This is a genomic window from Streptomyces bambusae (assembly GCF_020532645.1).
Taxonomy (GTDB): domain Bacteria; phylum Actinomycetota; class Actinomycetes; order Streptomycetales; family Streptomycetaceae; genus Streptomyces; species Streptomyces bambusae.
In genome coordinates this window covers 1-18749 of record NZ_JAJAUZ010000058.1, presented here as the reverse complement: position 1 = coordinate 18749, position 18749 = coordinate 1, and the positions used below count along the sequence as shown (strand labels likewise).

Annotated in this window: 17 protein-coding genes and 6 tRNA genes; 14 read left to right on the top strand and 9 right to left on the bottom strand. The window is 74.7% G+C overall.

Annotation, left to right across the window (positions count from 1 at the left end; all coding sequences use genetic code 11):
- Positions 1-9: 9 nt before the first annotated feature.
- The 4 genes from cbiE to LG634_RS29745 all read left to right on the top strand — a co-directional run bounded on the left by cbiE (position 10) and on the right by LG634_RS29745 (position 7512).
- Positions 10-1236, top strand: coding sequence for a precorrin-6y C5,15-methyltransferase (decarboxylating) subunit CbiE (gene cbiE, locus LG634_RS29760; protein ID WP_226738240.1), 1227 nt, complete (start codon positions 10-12; stop codon positions 1234-1236).
- A gap of 330 nt (positions 1237-1566) precedes the next feature.
- Positions 1567-5154, top strand: coding sequence for a nicotinate-nucleotide--dimethylbenzimidazole phosphoribosyltransferase (cobT, locus tag LG634_RS29755; RefSeq protein ID WP_226738238.1), 3588 nt, complete (start codon positions 1567-1569; stop codon positions 5152-5154).
- A 235-nt stretch (positions 5155-5389) separates the two neighbouring features.
- Positions 5390-6619 (top strand): uroporphyrinogen-III C-methyltransferase, encoded by a 1230-nt coding sequence (cobA, locus tag LG634_RS29750; protein ID WP_226738236.1) that lies wholly within the window; start codon positions 5390-5392, stop codon positions 6617-6619.
- Between the two features lie 83 nt (positions 6620-6702).
- Positions 6703-7512 (top strand): TrmH family RNA methyltransferase, encoded by an 810-nt coding sequence (locus LG634_RS29745; RefSeq protein WP_226738234.1) that lies wholly within the window; start codon positions 6703-6705, stop codon positions 7510-7512.
- Between the two features lie 151 nt (positions 7513-7663).
- Here the strand turns inward: LG634_RS29745 and LG634_RS29740 are convergent, their stop codons facing one another.
- Positions 7664-8836, bottom strand: coding sequence for a serine/threonine-protein kinase (locus LG634_RS29740; RefSeq protein ID WP_226738287.1), 1173 nt, complete (start codon positions 8834-8836; stop codon positions 7664-7666).
- Between the two features lie 623 nt (positions 8837-9459).
- On the opposite strand from LG634_RS29740, the gene LG634_RS29735 reads away from it, so the two are divergent.
- The 3 genes from LG634_RS29735 (at position 9460) to LG634_RS29725 (ending at position 11220) form a co-directional block, all read left to right on the top strand.
- The gene (locus tag LG634_RS29735) at positions 9460-9639 is read left to right on the top strand and encodes a hypothetical protein (protein WP_226738231.1); all 180 of its coding nucleotides are present in this window, start codon (positions 9460-9462) and stop codon (positions 9637-9639) included.
- A 262-nt stretch (positions 9640-9901) separates the two neighbouring features.
- The gene (locus LG634_RS29730) at positions 9902-10876 is read left to right on the top strand and encodes a phosphotransferase family protein (protein ID WP_226738229.1); all 975 of its coding nucleotides are present in this window, start codon (positions 9902-9904) and stop codon (positions 10874-10876) included.
- 65 nt (positions 10877-10941) lie between these two features.
- The gene (locus tag LG634_RS29725; protein ID WP_226738227.1) at positions 10942-11220 is read left to right on the top strand and encodes a TFIIB-type zinc ribbon-containing protein; all 279 of its coding nucleotides are present in this window, start codon (positions 10942-10944) and stop codon (positions 11218-11220) included.
- A 164-nt stretch (positions 11221-11384) separates the two neighbouring features.
- Here LG634_RS29725 and LG634_RS29720 read toward each other — a convergent pair.
- The 5 genes from LG634_RS29720 to LG634_RS29700 form a co-directional block, all read right to left on the bottom strand.
- Positions 11385-11456: transfer RNA gene (locus tag LG634_RS29720), tRNA-Val, on the bottom strand.
- A gap of 49 nt (positions 11457-11505) precedes the next feature.
- Positions 11506-11577: transfer RNA gene (locus LG634_RS29715), tRNA-Val, on the bottom strand.
- A 19-nt stretch (positions 11578-11596) separates the two neighbouring features.
- Positions 11597-11668, bottom strand: a tRNA-Val gene (locus LG634_RS29710).
- A gap of 1 nt (position 11669) precedes the next feature.
- Positions 11670-11743, bottom strand: a tRNA-Cys gene (locus LG634_RS29705).
- Between the two features lie 39 nt (positions 11744-11782).
- Positions 11783-11855: transfer RNA gene (locus tag LG634_RS29700), tRNA-Gly, on the bottom strand.
- A 176-nt stretch (positions 11856-12031) separates the two neighbouring features.
- Between LG634_RS29700 and LG634_RS29695 the strand changes: the two genes are divergently transcribed.
- Genes LG634_RS29695 through LG634_RS29685 form a run of 3 tightly spaced genes read left to right on the top strand, consistent with a single transcriptional unit; the run spans position 12032 to position 14814 of the window.
- Positions 12032-13090, top strand: coding sequence for a chorismate-binding protein (locus tag LG634_RS29695; RefSeq protein WP_226738225.1), 1059 nt, complete (start codon positions 12032-12034; stop codon positions 13088-13090).
- Positions 13087-13908, top strand: a complete 822-nt coding sequence (locus LG634_RS29690) for an aminotransferase class IV (RefSeq protein ID WP_226738223.1) — start codon at positions 13087-13089, stop codon at positions 13906-13908. Before LG634_RS29695 ends, LG634_RS29690 begins: the two co-directional genes overlap by 4 nt.
- 60 nt (positions 13909-13968) lie before the next feature.
- The gene (locus LG634_RS29685; protein ID WP_226738222.1) at positions 13969-14814 is read left to right on the top strand and encodes a GNAT family N-acetyltransferase; all 846 of its coding nucleotides are present in this window, start codon (positions 13969-13971) and stop codon (positions 14812-14814) included.
- 48 nt (positions 14815-14862) lie between these two features.
- On the opposite strand, the gene LG634_RS29680 is transcribed toward LG634_RS29685, so the two are convergent.
- Positions 14863-15381 carry a DsbA family protein gene (locus tag LG634_RS29680; protein WP_226738220.1) on the bottom strand — a complete coding sequence of 173 codons (519 nt, stop codon included), beginning with the start codon at positions 15379-15381 and terminating at the stop codon, positions 14863-14865.
- A gap of 165 nt (positions 15382-15546) precedes the next feature.
- Between LG634_RS29680 and LG634_RS29675 the strand changes: the two genes are divergently transcribed.
- Together LG634_RS29675 and LG634_RS29670 are read left to right on the top strand one after the other, a co-directional pair.
- The gene (locus tag LG634_RS29675) at positions 15547-16020 is read left to right on the top strand and encodes a hypothetical protein (RefSeq protein ID WP_372482515.1); all 474 of its coding nucleotides are present in this window, start codon (positions 15547-15549) and stop codon (positions 16018-16020) included.
- A 135-nt stretch (positions 16021-16155) separates the two neighbouring features.
- Positions 16156-16359 (top strand): hypothetical protein, encoded by a 204-nt coding sequence (locus LG634_RS29670; protein WP_226738291.1) that lies wholly within the window; start codon positions 16156-16158, stop codon positions 16357-16359.
- A gap of 15 nt (positions 16360-16374) precedes the next feature.
- Here LG634_RS29670 and LG634_RS29665 read toward each other — a convergent pair whose 3' ends face one another.
- Together LG634_RS29665 and LG634_RS29660 are read right to left on the bottom strand one after the other, a co-directional pair.
- Positions 16375-16932 (bottom strand): CGNR zinc finger domain-containing protein, encoded by a 558-nt coding sequence (locus LG634_RS29665; RefSeq protein ID WP_226738216.1) that lies wholly within the window; start codon positions 16930-16932, stop codon positions 16375-16377.
- Positions 16933-17123: 191 nt separating this feature from the next.
- Complete coding sequence (locus tag LG634_RS29660; RefSeq protein ID WP_004002642.1) at positions 17124-17537, bottom strand: SsgA family sporulation/cell division regulator; 414 nt, start codon at positions 17535-17537, stop codon at positions 17124-17126.
- Between the two features lie 188 nt (positions 17538-17725).
- On the opposite strand from LG634_RS29660, the gene LG634_RS29655 reads away from it, so the two are divergent.
- Entirely contained in the window at positions 17726-18148 is a 423-nt protein-coding gene (locus LG634_RS29655) for a TIGR02611 family protein (protein WP_226738215.1), read from the top strand.
- Positions 18149-18211: 63 nt separating this feature from the next.
- Positions 18212-18283, top strand: a tRNA-Val gene (locus LG634_RS29650).
- The last annotated feature ends 466 nt before the right edge of the window (positions 18284-18749 follow it).

The following is an 18749-nucleotide window of genomic DNA, read 5'->3' as shown; positions in this document are numbered from 1 at the left end:
ACCGAGAAGATGGCCGACCGGGTCACGGTGATCGGCTGCGACGGTTCGCCCCTCACCGCGGCCGCCAGGTCCGCGCTCTCCGCCGCCACCCTCGTGGCCGGAGCCGCCCACCACCTCACGCTCCCCGAGATCCCCCCGGCCGCCGAACAGATCCGCCTCGGCAGCCTCGGCCCCGCCGCCGGCCGCATCGCCGGCCACCGCGGCAGCGCCGTGGTCCTCGCCGACGGCGACCCCGGCTTCTTCGGCGTGCTCCGCGCCCTGCGCGCCCCCGAGCACGGCCTCGAAGTAGAGGTGGTCCCCGCCGTCTCCTCCGTCGCCGCCGCCTTCGCCCGCGCCGGCATGCCCTGGGACGACGCCCGCGTCGTCGTCGCCCACCCCCGCACCCTGCGCCGCGCCGTCAACGTCTGCCGCGCCCACCCCAAGGTGGCCGTCCTCACCTCCCCGGGCGCCGGCCCCGCCGAACTCGCCCTCCTCCTCGACGGCGTCCACCGCACCTTCGTCATCTGCGAGGAACTCGGCACCGCCAACGAGCAGGTCACCGTCCTCACCTCCGACAAGGCGGCCGACCACACCTGGCGCGACCCCAACGTCGTGATCGCCGTCGGAGGCGGCGGCACCGTCGAGGGGACCGACGGCGGCTGGCTCGCCGGCACCACCGGACCGGCCCCCGAACGCGGCTGGGCCCGCCCCCTCGACGGCGCCCCCGAAAGCGAGGGCGAACAGCTGCGCGCCCTCCAACTGGCCCGGCTCGGCCCCCGCCCCGGCGACCTCGTCTGGGACGTCGGCACCGGCAGCGGCGCCTTCGCCGTCGACGCCGCCGCCTTCGGCGCCGCCGTCATCGCCGTCGACGCCGACCCGCAGGCCTGCGACCGGGTACGCGCCCTCGCCCGCAGCCGCGGCGTCCAGCTCCAGGCGGTCGCCGGCCGCGCCCCGCACGTCCTGGAGAGCCTGCCCGAGCCCGACGTCGTACGCGTCGCAGGCGGCGGCAGCGCGGTCGTCGCCGCCTGCGCCGAACGCAGGCCCGAGCGGATCGTCACCCACGCCTCCACCCGCGACGAGGCAGAGGCCGCCGGGCGCGCCCTCGCCGAACGCGGCTACAGCGTCGACTGCGCCCTGCTCCAGGCCGTCGGCCTCGACCCGCACAGCTGGGCGGAGCGCGAGCGGTCTGTCGTCTTCCTCCTCTCCGCCGAGCGCGCCGAGCGCCCCGACCGCACGGACCGTGCCCCCCGGGGCTGACGTCCCGACACGCGGGGTAGGCTGGCAGATCGTTGTACTGCCCCGGACGCTCGGCGTTTTGTTCGAACGAATCGGGACGAGGCGCCCCCGACCGGGCGCCTTTTGCGGTACGGCGAGTCCCGGGGACGCGCGACGTGGCGCAGTCCACAGCGGGCCGTGGCGGTAATGGCTGCCATGGCGGCGAACGGACGCGACAATGCTTGTGTTGTCGACGGGCGTTCGTGCCGCGCGGCACTCACGCTCGTTCTTCATGAGGGGCGCCGGGTGTGCCGCGCTGTGACCGCCCGGCGAGCTGATCGAAGACGCACAACCGATGGGCGAGGGGTACGCATGACTGACACCGGCCAGGTTCCGGAGGGTCTCCCGGAGAACGCGGGCATGGTGGATCAGCCGGGCATCCCCGCCCCGGGGGCCTTCACCTATCTCGACCCGGCCGCCGCCGCACCCGGTGCGGAAGCGGACGAGGAGATGCTCCTCATGCCGAGCGGGCAGGGCGCCTGGAGCGACCCGCAGCTCGTGCCGCCCGCCCCCTTCCCGCAGGAGGCGTACCCCCAGGAGCCGTACCCGCAGGAGTTCGCGCAGGGCTTCCCGCACGACCCGCTGCAGGACACCGGTGCGCACGAGGCCGGAGGCCGGGACACCGGTGCCGTGGACCTCGGCGGCGTACGCGTCCCGCACCCGGCCGGTCCGGCCGCCGCCGCCCCGCAGCAGCCGGGCCGCCGCCCGCTGCACATGGGCCCGCCGGTCCCCGAGGCCACCGGCGGCGTCGTGCGCTCGCTCGCCGACCGCGGCCCGGCCGCGCCGGCCGCACCCGCCGCACCCGTACCGCCGGTGCAGCCGGTCGCGGTGACGCCGCTCCAGTCCGGCCCGCCGACCCTCGGCGCCGGGCCCGAGTACCTCGACGGCCGGACGGACGGGGGAGCGGTGCCCGAGCCGCAGCAGCCCGTCGAGATCCCGCCGCAGGCCGGTGCCCCCTGGGGCGAGGAGACCGTGCAGGCCGTCCAGGCGCCCGTGGCACCCGTACCGCAGCCGCAGATCCCGCTGGTCGGGCAGGCCGTGCCGGTGACCCCGGCCGGGCAGCCGGTGGCGGACGCTGCAGAAACGGTCGTGCCGGAGGGGTTCGTTCCGGTTGAGCCGGTGGCAGCCGAGCCGGTCGTGGCCGAACAGGTCGCGGCCGAGCCGGTCGTGGCCGCTGAGCCGGTTCCGGCCGCCGCCGAGCCCGTCGTCGCCGAAGCGGTCGTCGAGGCGCCGGCCGAGAGCGCCGAGGCCGTCGTGAACGCCGAGGCCGTGCCGGCCGCTCCTGCCGAGCCCGCGCCGGTCGAGACGGCCGTCGCCGTCGAGCCGGTGCAGGCCGCTGCGGCCGTACCCGCGCCCGAGGCCGTACCGGCCGCCGAGCCGGTGGCGGCCGAGGAGCCCGTGGCCGTCGTCCCCCAGCCGGAGCCCGTCGTGGCCGAGGCTGCGCCGGTCGCGGAGCCGGTGGCGGCCGAGCAGCCCGCGCCGGCCGCCGAGGCCGTCCCCGTGCCGGCCGAGCCCGTCGCCGTCGCCGGGGCCGTGGTCGTCGAGCCGGTCGCAGAGGCGCCCGCCGAGGCTCCCGTCGCCGGGGCCGTGGTCGCCGAGGTGCCCGCCGTCGAGGTCCCGGTCGCCGAACAGGCCGTCGTCGCGGAGCCCGTGGCCGTGCCGGCCGCCGAGGCCGTGGCCCCGGTGGACCCCGTCGCCGTCGAGCCGGTCGTGGCGCCCGGCGCCGAAGCCGCTCCGGTCCAGCCCGCCGAGGCCGTCGTGGCCGAGGCGGTCGCCGAAGCCCCGGCCGAGGCGGTCGCCGCCGAGCCCGCCGCAGAACCCGTGGCCTCCGAGCCCGTCGTCGTGGAAGCGGCCCCCGTCGAGGCCGTCGCTCCCGAGGCCGTGGCCCCCGCAGCAGACCCCGCCCCCGCCGAGCCCGTCGTCCCCGAAGCCGTGACCGCCGAGGCCGTCGTCGCCGCGGCCGAGGCCCCGCCGGCCGCCGAGCCCGCGCCGGCCGCCGAGGCCGTTGCGGCCCCGTCCCCGCAGGACGCCCCTGCCGAGGAGCTTCCCGCGGCCGCCGAGAGCCCTGCCGCGGAGCAGCCCGCCGTCGAAGAGACCGCCCCCGACGCCCCGGAGGACGCCCTCGCTGCCACGGAGGGCGAGGAGCCGCAGCCCGAGGCCGAGCCCCGCCCCGCCGCCCCCGGGTACGCCGACGCCGAGCGCGAGGCCGTCCTGCGCGTCATGCGCGAGCGCCGCGACATCCGCAACGGCTTCCGCACCGACCCGATCCCGCACGAGGTGCTGCTGCGCGTCCTCGAAGCCGCGCACACCGCGCCGAGCGTCGGGCACTCGCAGCCCTGGGACTTCGTCGTCATCCGGTCCGCCGAGACCCGCCGGACCATGCACGAGCTGGCCACCCGCCAGCGCGAGGCGTACGCGAAGTCGCTGCCCAAGGGCCGGGCCAAGCAGTTCAAGGAACTGAAGATCGAGGCCATCCTCGACACCCCGGTCAACATCGTCGTCACCGCCGACCCCACCCGCGGCGGCCGCCACACCCTCGGCCGGCACACCCAGCCGCAGATGGCCCCGTACTCCTCGGCCCTCGCCGTCGAGAACCTCTGGCTCGCCGCCCGCGCCGAAGGCCTCGGCGTCGGCTGGGTCAGCTTCTTCGACGAGCGCGAGATGGTCCGCGCCCTCGGCCTGCCCGAGCACCTGGAGGTCGTCGCGTACCTCTGCGTCGGCTACGTCGACGAGTTCCCCGACGAGCCCGAGCTGATGCAGGCCGGCTGGTCCAAGCGCCGCCCGCTGTCCTGGGTCGTCCACGAGGAGACGTACGGCCGCCGCGCCCTGCCCGGCGAGGAGCCGCACGACCTGCTCGCCGAGACCGTCGCCGGCATCCGCCCGCTCGACGCCAAGGCCCTCGGCGAGGCCTGGGAGCGCCAGAAGCGCATGACCAAGCCGGCCGGTGCCCTCGGCATGCTGGAGATCATCTCCGCCCAGCTGTCCGGCCTGTCCCGGGTCTGCCCGCCGCCGATCCCCGAGCCGGCCGCCGTTGCGATCTTCGCCGGCGACCACGGCGTGCACGCCCAGGGCGTCACCCCGTGGCCGCAGGAGGTGACCTCGCAGATGGTCGCCAACTTCCTCGGCGGCGGCGCGGTCTGCAACGCCTTCGCCAACCAGGTCGGCGCCGAGGTCTGCGTCGTCGACGTGGGCGTCGCCGGCGAACTCCCGGCCACCCCGGGCCTGCTGCCGCGCAAGGTCCGGGCCGGCACCGCCGACCTGACCACCGGTCCGGCCATGACCCGCGAGGAGGCGATCGCCGCCATCGAGGTCGGCATCGAGACCGCCCGCGACCTGGTCGCCGCCGGAAACAAGGCGCTGCTGACCGGCGAGATGGGCATCGCGAACACCACCGTGTCCGCCGCCCTGATCTCCGTGTTCACGGACACCGACCCGGCCGAGGTCACCGGCCGCGGCACCGGCATCAACGACGAGACCCACACCCACAAGATCGAGGTCGTCCGCCGGGCGCTGGAACTCCACCAGCCCGACCCGTCCGACCCGATCGGCGTCCTCGCCGCCATCGGCGGCCTGGAGCACGCGGCCATCGTCGGCCTGCTGCTCGGCGGCGCTTCGCTGCGCACCCCGGTCATCCTGGACGGCGTCAGCGCCGGCGCCGCGGCCCTGGTCGCCCGCGCCATCGCCCCCGAGTCCCTGTCGGCGTGCATCGCGGGCCACCGCAGCGCCGAGCCGGGCCACGTGGCCGCGCTGACCAAGCTGGGCCTGCGCCCCCTGGTCGACCTCGACCTCCGGCTCGGCGAAGGCACCGGCGCCCTCCTGGCCCTCCCCCTGGTCCAGAGCGCCGCCCGCGCCATGCACGAGGTGGCCACCTTCGACTCGGCAGGCGTGACGGAGAAGTAGGCGCCGGCAGGGCCGGATGCCGCGCAGCGACGTCCGGCCCCGCCCAGGGGGCACCTCCCAGTCCCCTGGGGCCGGGGGCGTTCGAGAGGCGCAGTGTCCGGGGCGGAACCCCGATCTTCCAGCCCTGCCCCGCCCCGCCGTATCGTGGACCCTGCACCAACAAAACCGCACGTCAAAGACAGGCCGCTCCAGCGCAGCAGCGGCGCAGCCCCGCCGCACCAGGAGCCACACCGCCATGGCCGAACACACCGCCTACCCCGTCGGTCTGCGCCTCACCGGCCGCCGTGTCGTCGTCATCGGCGGCGGCCAGGTCGCCCAGCGCCGTCTGCCCGCCCTGGTCGCGGCCGGCGCCGACGTCCTGCTGATCTCCCCGTCCGCCACCCCGTCCGTGGACGTCATGGCCGAGACCGGCGAAATCCGCTGGGAGCGCCGCCGCTACGAGGACGGCGACCTCGACGGCGCCTGGTACGTGCTGGTCGCCACCCGTGACCGGGAGGCCAACGACCGGGTGTCCGCGGAGGCCGAGCGCCGCCGCATCTGGTGCGTGCGCAGCGACGACGCCGAGGCGGCCACCGCCTGGACGCCGGCCACCGGCCGCAGCGAGGGCGTCACCGTCGCCGTGCTCACGGGCAACGACCCGCGCCGCTCCGCCTCCGTGCGCGACGCCATCGTCGAGGGCCTGCGCGACGGTTCGCTGGCCGCCCCCGCGCACCGCGACCGGCCGTCCAACCCGGGCGTGGCCCTGGTCGGCGGCGGTCCCGGCGACCCGGACCTGATCACGGTCCGCGGCCGCCGCCTGCTCGCCGAGGCCGACGTGGTGATCGCCGACCGGCTCGGGCCCCGTGACCTGCTGGACGAGCTGCCGCCGCACGTCGAGGTCATCGACGCGGCGAAGATCCCGTACGGCCGGTTCATGGCCCAGGAGGCCATCAACAACGCGCTGATCGAGCACGCCAAGGCCGGCAAGGCCGTGGTCCGCCTCAAGGGCGGCGACCCGTACGTCTTCGGCCGCGGCATGGAGGAGGCGCAGGCGCTCGCCGAGGCGGGCATCGCCTGCACCGTCGTCCCCGGCATCTCCAGCTCCATCTCGGTGCCCTCCGCCGCCGGCATTCCTGTCACCCACCGGGGCGTCGCCCACGAGTTCACCGTCGTCAGCGGGCACGTGGCCCCCGACGACCCGCGCTCGCTCGTCGACTGGGCCGCGCTGGCCAAGCTGACCGGCACCCTCGTCGTGCTCATGGGCGTGGACAAGATCGGTGCGATCGCGGCCCGCCTCGTCGAGTGCGGCCGGCCCCCCGAGACCCCCGTCGCCGTCGTCCAGGAGGGCACCACCGCCGCGCAGCGCCGGGTGGACGCCACCCTCGCCACGGTCGGCGAGACGGTCCGCGCGCAGGACGTCCGCCCGCCCGCCGTCATCGTGATCGGTGACGTCGTCGGCGTCGGCATCCCGCCGATCGCTGTCTGAGCCCGCACCAGGCCCAGTAACCGCCGGTAACGGATCTCGTTCCCGGCGTTGGCACCACACCCAGGACAAGGCAGTATCACCCTGTGGCTGATCTCATCACCGTCGAAGACCCCGACGACCCGCGCCTGCGCGACTACACGGGACTGACCGACGTCGAACTCCGGCGCCGCCGCGAGCCCGCCGAAGGCCTGTTCATCGCCGAGGGCGAGAAGGTCATCAGACGGGCCAAGAGCGCCGGCTACGAGATGCGGTCGATGCTGCTGTCCGCGAAGTGGGTCGACGTCATGAAGGACGTCATCGACGAGCTCCCGGCTCCGGTCTACGCCGTGAGCCCGGAGCTCGCCGAGCGCGTCACCGGCTACCACGTGCACCGCGGGGCCCTCGCCTCCATGCAGCGCAAGCCGCTGCCGACCGCCGAGGAACTCCTCACGACGGCCCGCCGCGTCGTGATCATGGAGTCGGTCAACGACCACACCAACATCGGCGCCATCTTCCGCAGCGCCGCCGCCCTCGGCATGGACGCCGTCCTGCTCTCCCCGGACTGCGCCGACCCGCTCTACCGGCGGTCGGTCAAGGTCTCGATGGGTGCGGTTTTCTCCGTGCCGTACGCCCGTCTGGACGCCTGGCCGAAGGGCCTGGAGGCGGTCCGCGAGGCCGGCTTCAAGCTGCTGGCCCTCACGCCGCACGAGAAGGCCTCCGCCATCGACGACGCGGCTCCGCACACCCTCGAACGGGTCGCCCTGATGCTGGGAGCCGAGGGCGACGGCCTCTCCACGCAAGCCCTCCGCGCCGCCGACGAATGGGTCCGCATCCCCATGGCCCACGGCGTCGACTCCCTCAACGTGGGCGCAGCCGCCGCCGTGGCCTTCTACGCGGTGGCCACGTCCCGCTAGGAGGGGGCGGGAAGCCGAGGTCCGGGCAGGGGGGCAATTCCAGCCCGTCCGGCGTTTGAGGACCGGGGTACGGGGCGGAGCCCCGAGATCAAGCCTCGCCGGCCTCCGAGGCGCGGCGTCCGCGAAGCCTTGCGCTTCGCCGACGCGCCGGTCACAGCTTCTGCGCCGCCGCGATGCCCAGCGCAACGACCAGCGTGACCACCACGAACACGATCAGCCGCTGCCGGAGCAACCGCCGGTCCGGACCCACCGGCCGACGCCCCGCCCCGGTCGTCCGCGGCGCAGCAACCCGCCCCCCGGTCCGGGAACCCGTACGCGACGCCCCCGTGCCACGAGGCGCCGCCGCCCGCCCACCGGGCCGCGACTGCGACGGCCGCGGCGCCGGAGTCCCCGACGTCCGCCGCTCCGTCCGCTGCTGGGCGTACTGCTCCGCGAGCCGCCCACTGGGCCGCTCCGGACCGCCCCGCTGCGCCGGCGCCCGCACCTCGGTCAGCCCCTGCGCCTCACGGGCCGCGATCTCCTTGAGCCGCATCGACAGCTGCAGGGTGCTGGGCCGCTCCTCCGGATCCTTGGCCAGACAGGCCTGCACCAGCGGCGCCAGCGCATCGGGCACGCCGTACAGCTGCGGCTCCTCGTGCACCACCCGGTACAGCATGACCTCGGAACTGCCGTGCCCGAAGGGCGAGTCGGCGGTGGCCGCGTACGCGAGGGTGGCGCCGAGCGCGAAGACGTCCGTGGCCGGGGTGACCGCCGCGCCGCGCACCTGCTCGGGGGCGAGGAAACCGGGGGAGCCGACCGCCGTGCCGACGTGCGTGAGGGTGCTCGCACCGGTGGCCCAGGCGATGCCGAAGTCGATGATCCGCGGCCCCTTCGGGGACAGCAGGATGTTGGACGGCTTCAGGTCCCGGTGCACGACCCCGGCCTCGTGGACGGCGACCAGGCCCTCGGCCAGCGCGGCCCCGATCGCGGCGATCTGCGCGGCCGACAGCGGGCCCTCCTCGGCCACCTTGTCGTGCAGCGAGGGGCCCGGCACGTACTGCGTGGCGAACCAGGGCCGCTCCGCGTCCAGGTCGGCGGCGACCAGCCGGGCCGTGCAGCCGCCGCGGATCCGCCGCGCCGCCTGCACCTCACGGGCGAACCGGGAACGGAACTCCTGGTCCTCGGCCAGATCCGGCCGGATCACCTTGAGCGCGACGCGCTGCCCGCGGCGGTCGGAACCGAGGTAGACCACGCCCATGCCGCCCGCACCGAGCCGCCGGTGCAGCCTGAACGAGCCGACGACACGCGGGTCCTCGCGCCGGAGCCGCATCATCGCCATGTCCACCCCGTGTGCCCGGTCGTCCTGTTGACGTGGCACAGCTTACGGACGATCCGCCATGTGTGCTCAGAGGCCGCGCCCTCGGCCGGGAATTCGACTGTCAGTGCGGGGCACGACACTTGAGGGTTGGTCAGAACCGGCCGCCGGATCCGCCGCCCGCCGGGTTCCGGCCACCAAGAATCCCCGGGATCAAGGGCGTTGGGGCCGCACGGCCGTCCCGGGCGGCCGCCACGGCGGGGGAGGGGCGCGGGGGGAGCGGACGGGCGCGACCCGGCCCGCGGCGGAGCGCGGAGCCAGGCCCGGAGGGAGCCCGAAGTGATCGAAGTCACGCTCCGTGTCCCCTCCGGTGCCACCCCGTGTCCACGCCCCTCCGGACCCCCACCGCGGCCGCCCGACGGTCTCCCCTCCGGGAAGTCCCCCATCCCGGGGACGCCGTCTCCACCCAGGGGAGTACGCCGGACCCCGGCACCTCATCCTCCCGGAGGCCCGGAAGAGGGTACGAAGGCATGAGGTGCCGGAACCCGCCCCGCCCTACTGTTGAAGACAAGCGGCGGGTGGACACACTCGTCCCCCGAGGTCAGCCACCCGCCGCTCACCACTGCACGCACGGTACGAAGGGGAGTGGGGACATGGCCTTCACGGCAGGCCGGACACTGGTCCGCACCCGGGGCGGCAAGACCGCGCCGCGCCACCCGCTGGTGGCCGCCGCCATGGTCCTCCCCCTCGCCACCCTCCTCGTGGTCGTCTTCGGCGGCTGGGAAGCGGTGGTCACACAGGCGTCGTCCGTGGGCGTGATGCTGGGGCGCTGAGCGGCGCTCCGGGCCCGGGAGAGCGGCCCGGGCCGGGACATCGGCCATCGGCCCCGTGGGGACGGGGGTGCTGCGGACGGCAGGGAAAGGGTGCTGCCCGTACGACTGGGGAGTCGTACGGGCAGCACCCTTTCGCGTGTCCGGCCGCCCGCCTCCGACCGGCCCCGCTGCGGCGTCCGGACGCATCCGGGACGCGTACGCCGGGCGCACCCCGCACCCCTGCGCGTACGATCCCTGCAGGCCCGACGACCTGGGGGAACACATGGACCGCTTTGCCGCGGAGCTGGCCGCCCTGGCGGTCCCGGCCGCCGCCGCCGGCCCCCGGGAGCGCCCCGGCGTCCCCAGGCAGCACATCCTGCTGGCCGACCGGCCCGACGGCACGGTCGTCCGCAACGGCGGGGTGGTCGTCAAGGCCCACGCCCGCGACAGCGACCATGCGGCCCTCTCCGTCCGCATCCGGATCGCGGCCGCCGGACCGCTCGACGGCATCCTGCTGGCCCCGCTGGCCGTGACCGCCCCGGAGGGTGCCCTGACCACCCTGCTGCGGGGCCGCCCGGTGTCCGCGTGGCCGCACGGCCAGCCCGTGGACCCGGAGCGTCCGGAGGCCGCGCCCTGGGAGGACGCCGCCCGGCTGCTGGCCCGCCTGCACCGGGTGCCGGCGGCCGTACTGCCCGGCCCGGTGCCGCCGATGCGCGGCCCGGCGAAGGTGGCCCGGGCGCTGTCCCGGATGGCGGCCGCGGGGCCGCACCCGCAGGCCGCGGTGGTGCTGGCGGCGGCTGCCCGGCTGCCGGCCTGGGCCCGCGGGGAGGCCCCGGCGCCGCAGTCCGCGGTGCTCTGCCACGGCGACCTGCACCTGGGCCAGCTGGTCCGGCACCCCGCCCCCGACGGACCGTGGCTGCTGATCGACGTGGACGACCTCGGCCTCGGCAGCCCGGCCTGGGACCTGGCCCGGCCCGCCGCCTGGTACGCGGGCGGGGTGCTCGGCCCGGAGGTCTGGGAGCGGTTCCTGGCCGCCTACCGCCGGGCCGGCGGGCCCGCGGCCGGCCCCGAGGGTGCCGACCCGTGGCCGGAACTCGACGTTGCCGCCCGGGCGCTGACCGTCCAGACCGCCGCGCTGGCCCTTGCCAAGGCGCATGCGGAGGACCGCGGACTGGACGACGTGGAGCAGCTGATGGTGCAAAGCTGTGCCCGAATCGGCACACTCCCGCCGGACTTGGACCGGGGGACCGCGTCGTAGGGTGAACTCCACGCCACCGGGCATGCATCCGGTGACGACGTCCGACGGCGAGGAGTGAGCCGATCATGCAGTGTCCGAAGTGCCACGCAATGATGCACACGTACAACCGCAGTGGTGTGCAGATCGAGCAGTGCAGCGGCTGCCGCGGCATATTCCTGGACTACGGCGAGCTGGAGGCCCTGACCCGCATGGAGGGCCAGTACGGCCAGGTCCCGCCGCCGCCGGCGCCGCCCGCCTACCCGGCCGGCCAGGCCCCGGCCTGGGGTGCCCCGCAGCACCACGGTCACGGTCACCACGGCCACGGTCACCAGCGCGGCTTCGGCCGGATGCTCTTCTCCTCCTGATCCGACCGCGGTCCGTTCGCCGGCCCGGCCGCCAGGCCTGCCGGCGGACCGCCCGGCGGACCCTACGGCGTCCCCTTCCCGGGGGCGCCGTTTCTCCGTGCTCCCGCAGCGGTCCCGCACACGCGAAAGCCCCGGCCGTGGAGACGGCCGGGGCTTCCGGACGGTGCGCGATACTGGGATTGAACCAGTGACCTCTTCCGTGTCAGGGAAGCGCTCTCCCGCTGAGCTAATCGCGCGGGGACCTTCTTCGCGTGAATGCGAAGCCGCAGGTCGGGCGGTGTTGCGTGCGCGATACTGGGATTGAACCAGTGACCTCTTCCGTGTCAGGGAAGCGCTCTCCCGCTGAGCTAATCGCGCGGGGGATCCGAAGATCCAGTGGACGATACTGGGATTGAACCAGTGACCTCTTCCGTGTCAGGGAAGCGCTCTCCCGCTGAGCTAATCGTCCTTGGAGGTGGAGACGGGATTTGAACCCGTGTAGACGGCTTTGCAGGCCGTTGCCTCGCCTCTCGGCCACTCCACCATGGAGCTGCAGGGGTTCTCGGGAAGATCCCCCACTTCGAGCGGACGACGAGATTCGAACTCGCGACCCTCACCTTGGCAAGGTGATGCTCTACCAACTGAGCCACGTCCGCATGTCGCCGTGTTGCTTGGGGTTTTTCCTTCGCTCCCCGGCGACGTGTTGAACTCTAGCGGATTCCCGGGCCAGCTCAAAAACGCGTTTCCGCAGCGTGCTGCCGTACGTTCACAACAGGTCACCCGCCGGCCGCCCCACCGGCGCCCGGCGGCCACCCGTCCTAGACTCACAGCCGTGCACGACCTGCCCCCCATGGCCCGCTTCGGCGGCCTGCTCGCGACCGACCTGCGTGACGTGACCAGCGATCCGGGCGCTCTGGAGTCCACCGGCTTCTGGGCCGTCTCGGCCGACTTCGAGGGGCGCCTGGTGTGCGCCCGCTTCGGAGACGTGCGCCCCGACCCCGTGCCCGAGCCGGTGCCCGGCGCCTGGCGGGGCCCCGACACCGCCGGGTGGACCTCTTCGCTGGACCGCGAGGCGTACGTGGCCGGCGTCCGGCGGATCCGGGAGTACATCGCGGCAGGCGAGGTCTACCAGGCCAACCTCTGCCGGGTGATGTCCGCGCCGCTCGCCGACCCGGACCGCGCCGACGTGGACGCCCTGACGGACCTGCTCGCCCGCGGCAATCCGGCCCCCTTTGCAGGAACGATCCGGCTGCCCGCGCACGGCGTGGAGATCGCCACCGCCTCGCCGGAGCTCTACCTGCGCCGCACCGGCCACATCGTGGAGTCCGGCCCCATCAAGGGCACCGGCCGCACCGCGGCCGACCTGCTGCCCAAGGACCACGCCGAGAACGTCATGATCGTCGACCTGGTCCGCAACGACCTCGGCCGCGTCTGCAGCACCGGATCCGTCACCGTCCCCGAACTCTGCGCCGTCGAGGAGCACCCCGGGCTGGTCCACCTCGTCTCCACCGTCCGCGGCGAGATCGCCCACGGCGCCGGCTGGCCCGCCCTGCTCGCCGCCACCTTCCCGCCCGGTTCGGTCACCGGCGCCCCCAAGTCCTCCGCACTGCGGATCATCGAGGAGCTGGAGACCGCCCCCCGCGGCCCCTACTGCGGAGGCATCGGCTGGGTGGACGCCGACCGCCGCACCGGAGAGCTGGCCGTCGGCATCCGCACCTTCTGGATCGACCGCGAGGCCCCCGGCGGACCCGCCCTCCGCTTCGGCACCGGCGCCGGCATCACCTGGGGCTCCGACCCCGAACGCGAATGGGCGGAGACCGAACTGAAGGCCGCCCGGCTGCTCGCGGTAGCGTCGGGGACGTACCAGGCGAGTGGAGGGACCGTACGGTGAGGATCTGGCTCGACGGAGAGCTGCGGGACGCGGACGCCGCCAGGGTGTCCGTCTTCGACCACGGCCTGACCGTGGGGGACGGCGTCTTCGAGACGCTCAAGGCGGTGGACGGGCAGGCCTTCGCGCTCACCCGGCACCTGGACCGGCTGACCCGCTCCGCGCGGGGCCTCGGCCTGCCCGACCCCGACCACGACGAGGTCCGCCGGGCCTGTGCGGCCGTCCTCCGCGACCGGCCCGTACCGCTCGGCCGGCTGCGCATCACCTACACCGGCGGAATCTCCCCGCTCGGTTCCGACCGCGGCGACAGCGGCCCCACCCTGGTCGTCGCCCTCGGCGAGACCACCCGCCGCCCCGACACCACGGCCGTGATCACCGTGCCCTGGGTGCGCAACGAGCGCAGCGCCGTCGCCGGGCTCAAGACCACCTCGTACGCCGAGAACGTCGTGGCCCTCGACCGCGCCCTGCGGGCCGGGGCCTCCGAGGCGCTCTTCGGCAACACCCTCGGCCGGCTCTGCGAGGGCACCGGCTCCAACGTGTTCGTCGTCCTCGACGGCGAACTCCACACCCCGCCGGTGGCCTCCGGCTGCCTCGCCGGCATCACCCGGGCGCTGGTCGTCGAATGGACCGGCGCCCAGGAGACCGACCTGCCGCTGGACGTGCTCGACCGCGCCGAGGAGGTCTTCCTGACCTCCACCCTGCGCGACGTCCAGGCCGTCCACCGCATCGACGGCCGCGACCTCGCCGCCGCCCCTGGCCCGGTCACCGCCAAGGCGATGCGCGTCTTCGACGAGCGCGCGGGCGCCGACCTCGACCCGTAGGGCCCGTCCGACCGGTAATTGCCGGTGACGGAACGCCGCAGGGCCGGTACAACTCCACTGATGACCACCACCCTGCGGCCGACCGGGCCGCTCCAGCAGAGCAGCAGCGGGGCGCGGGTGCGCGCCTACGAGGTCTGCGTCAACAGCCGGCACGTCGGCGCCCTCGAACTCGGCACGGACACCCCCTTCGGGCCCGTCCTCGGCGAGATCAGGGGCCTGTACATCGACGAGCCCGACCGGGGGCGCGGCCGCGGCGCGGTCGCCGCGCTCGCCGCCGAGGAGGTGCTGCGCTCCTGGGGCTGCCGCCGGGTCCGGACCGCCGTTCCCGCCGACTCCGCGGCCGGCCGCCGCCTCGCCGCCGCCCTCGGCTACCGCGAGGTCTCCCGCAACATGGTCAAGGACCTCGACGGCGCCCCGTGCCCGCTGCCCGACGGCATCACCGGGCGGCCGATGACGGCCGCGGAGTACGGCCCCTGGCTGGTCCGCGCCATCGAGAACTACGCGAAGGAATGGACGGACCGCGGCCTGCCCGCGGAAGCCGCGCAGGCCAAGTCCCGCGCCGACCACGACAGTCTGCTCCCGGACGGCCTCGACACCCCGGGCGTGTGGTTCCGGGTCCTGGAGCAGGCGGACGGCGCCACGCTCGGGACGCTGTGGGTCTCCCGGCACGACCGGGTGCTGCCCGACCGGGCCGGCGCCTACGTCTTCGACGTCGAGGTGGCCGAGGAACACCGGGGGAGGGGTCACGGCCGCTCGCTGATGCTCCTCGCCGAGGAGGTCGCCCTGGCCGACGGGGCCCCGCTGATCGGCCTCAACGTCTTCGCGGGCAACACCCCGGCGCTGCGCCTGTACGAATCGCTGGGCTACCGGCCCAGCTCCTACAACTACGGCAAGGACCTCGTCTGAGACCCCGCCCCGCCCCGCCCCGGTTCCGGGCGGGGCGGGACGCCGGCCTCAGGCGCCGAGCAGCCGGTCGGCGATCTCCGTGATGCGGGCGCGCAGACCCTCCTGGCTCTTTCCGCCGTCGAGGCGCTCGCCGCCGATGACGTACGTCGGCGTGCCGGTCACACCGATCGCCTTGCCCTCCGCCTGGTCCGCGTCCACGATCAGGATGTGCCGGCCGTCGATCAGGGCGGTGTCGAACTCCCCGGCGTCCAGGCCGAGTTCGCGCGCCACATCGAGCAGCACGGCCTCGCCGCGCTCGCCCAGCTCCTCCGCCCGGGCGAGCACCGCCTCGGCGTACGGCCAGCCCTGGCCCTGCTCGGCGGCCTCCTCGGCGGCCTGCGCCGCGGCGAACGCGTGCTTGTGCTTCTCCAGCGGGAAGTGGCGCAGCCGGACGTCCAGCCGGTCGCCGTAGTGGGACCGCAGGGCGCGCAGGTCCTCCAGGGAGCTGCGGCAGTCGGGGCACTGGAGTTCGCACCACACGTCCAGGACGACGGTGGCTGCGGGGGCGGTGGGCTGGGAATCGCTCATGCCCCCAGTCTCCCAGCCGCCGCACCGCCCGCCGCATCCGGCCGTCCGGTACCCGTCGCGGATCCGGCCGCCTGCACCCTGCGGAGGAGGCCGCCCCGGAGATCCCCCGGAGATCCGGCCGGAGCGGCCCGCGGGCGTGGCCCGGGTGCCGCAGGGCGGTGCAGGATGGAGGGGAGACAACCTCCCCGGTGCCGTCCGGGGCCCGCCGAGCTGGAGGATCGCATGCTTGCCGAGACCATCTGTTCCGCGGTGGCCGCGGCCGGCCTGGGCATTGCGGCGCTGACCGCGTACCGCAAGCGCTTCCTGGCCGCGACCCGGATCGCCGCCTACGCGCTGGTCCCGCTCGGCCTGGTCATGACCGGGGTCGTGGACTGGCTCTCCGGGATCGTCTTCAAGCCGACCGTGTGGATCGGCTTCGGCGTCCTCGGCCTGTCCTGGCTCCTGTTCACGGCGACCCGCCTCGTCGAACGCCGCGGCAAGGGCCGTACGGCCGCTCCGGCGGGCCCGGAAGCCGTGGCCCCGGCCGCCTCCGCCCCCTCCCTCGGCAGCCGACCGGCCCCCGCGGCCCCGCCGAAGTCCACGGCGCCCGCCGACGACTTCTCCGACATCGAGGCGATCCTCAAGAAGCACGGCATCTGAGCGGCGTACGGCTCCGCGCCCGGCCCGGCGGCCGTGAACGGACGGCCGGCACAACCACGGGATCTGACGAACTGGCCGTCCGCGCGGGCGTGTTGAGGGGCAGCCGGCGGTTGGCTGCGCCATCATGCCCCCGAGATGGCACCGAACACCCAGCGGGGCGAGGCCCCCGTCGTCACGGCAGCGGCCGCACCCCTTCCGGGCCCCGCCGACCCGGCGCCCCCGGGCCCCGAGGCCCGCGGCTGCCTGTACGCCCTGTCCCAGCCGCCGCTGATGATCTTCCTGTCGGTCATCGCGGCGCTGCTCCTGATGGCCGCGGTGCACGACCTGCTCCTGCTGTGACCGCGGCCGCTGCGGCTACTCGCCGGCTTCCTTGCGGCGCGCCCGGTACGCGGCGACGTGCAGCCGGTTCCCGCAGGTGCGGCTGTCGCAGTAGCGGCGGGAGCGGTTGCGGGACAGGTCGACGAAGGCGCGGCGGCAGTCCGGGGCCTCGCAGCGGCGCAGCCGCTCCCGCTCGCCGGAGACCACGATGAAGGCCAGGGCCATGCCGCAGTCCGCGGCGATGTGGTCGCCGACGGAGGCGCCGGGCGCGAAGTAGTGCACGTGCCAGTCGTAGCCGTCGTGGTCGGTCAGCCGGGGGGTGGTGCCGGCCGCCGCCACCAGCTCGTTGATCACGCCGGCCGCGATCCGGGGGCTCTTCGCGCCGAACACCTGGGCGAAGCGGGTCCGGACGGCCCGTACCCCGGCGAGGTCGCGCGCCCCCAGCTCCCCGACGTCGCTGATCTCGTGCTCGCGCACGAAATCGCGCAGCGCACCGAGGTCCGACAGTCCGTCGGCCTGGTCCGCTTCGGGCGCGGTGTTCACCAGGTCGACGACGACGTCGAGCGCGCGACGGGTGTCGTGGGGAATCTGCACGTGATCCGCTCCCTGGGGCTGCCGGCAGGAGGGTCCCGCCGCTGGCCGACTCTAGCGGCTCCCCCGGAAAGCGCACCGGCGCCGTCCCCGCGGGTGGCTCCCGCGGGAACAGCGCCGGCACTGCCGTATGTGGTTGTCCAGCTCACACCGTCGCCCCGAGTCGGACGGTGTCGAGCGAGGCTCGTGCTGGTTCAGCTCTCCGCCAGGATGTGGGAGAGCTCCTGGTCGAGGTCGAAGTGCCGGTGCTCGGTGCCTGGTGGAACCGCGGCGTCCGTCCGCTTCAGGAACGATTCCAGCGCTCGTGCGGGTGCTTCGAGCAGTGCTTCTCCCTCCGGTGAGCTCAGGGCGATGCAGACCACGCCCTGACCGTGACTCCGGGACGGCCAGACGCGGACGTCTCCGGTACCGGTGGGCCGGTGCAGGCCCTCGGCGAGGAGGTCGCGGGCGAATACCCATTCGACCGTCTCCTCGGCGCCGGTGTGGAAGGTGGCGTGCACGGCGTAGGGGTCGGCCGTGTCATACCGCAGGCCCGCGGGTACAGGCAGTGAGGACTCGCTCGACACAACGAGGCGCAGGTGCAGCTCGCAGCTGACCGTGGTGTTCATAAGCGCCAGGGCCTTTCGCTCAGTGTGCGCTCGGGGATTCGCACGTCGGCGAAATCGACATGCCACCTACGGTGCCGTTGTAAACCCCTCTGACCGTTTTGCGGTTCTTCAGGTACCTCGGACGGCGGATCCCAGGGGCCCTCGACATGTGCTGGGCACGCCCGTCCGGCTCGGGTAGGTTTGCGTCCATGAATACGGGGAGTGACGAAGACAAGACCGCGGAGACGTCCGAGGGGGAGCAGCCGCTCGGCTCGCGGGCGCCGGAGTTCATCAAGGCCCGCCGGACCCTGCACCTCAGCTGGCAGGTGGGCGTCTTCATCGTCGGACTGGCCGTGGTCGTGGCCGGCGTGATCATGCTGCCGCTGCCGGGGCCGGGCTGGCTCGTGATCTTCGCGGGCATGGCGATCTGGGCCACCGAGTTCGTCTGGGCCCAGCTCGTGCTGCGCTGGACCAAGCGGAAGGTGACCGAGGCGGCGCAGCGGGCGCTGGATCCCGAGGTCCGGCGGCGGAACCTGATCCTCATCACCACCGGGCTCGTGATCACCGGGGTGCTGCTCGGGGTCTACCTCTGGAAGTTCGGGTTCGTGATGCCGTGGAGCATCGCGCAGTGACGGGCCGAGGGTGGGGGTGGTCTCGGGTACCCGCTGACATGCGGTAATGTTCTCGGTGTGCCCGGGCGATTAGCTCAGCGGGAGAGCACTTCGTTCACACCGAAGGGGTCACTGGTTCGATCCCAGTATCGCCCACCCGGACCGAAGGCCCGGAGACCGAATAGGTCTCCGGGCCTTCGGCGTTTCCGCGCGCCGTGCCGGTGGCCCGGAGGGCCTGTCCGGCAGCGCCTGCCCGGCTGCCGACCGGGCAGGGCCCCGGCCCGACTGCCCATGGGGCGCGGCACCCACCGCTTGCCGGTGCCGCCTGCCTTCCGGGCTGGGCAGTCCGACCCTGCCCGGGTCGATTGCCCGCCGGGCGGGGCATTCCCACCCGTGCTCGGCTGCCTGCCCGCCGGTCCTGGCATTCCCACCCTGTCCGGGTCGATTGCCCGCCGGGCCTGGCCTCACCTTGCTCCGGCCGGCTGCCCACCGGGCGGGGGGCAAAGTCCAGCCGACTTGGGCCGGCTGCCCACGGGGCGGGGGCAAAGTCCAGCCCCTCCGGCGCTTGAGGAGCGGGGTTTGGGGCGGAGCCCCAAGAACGGCAACCCGGCCGGCGCCGGGC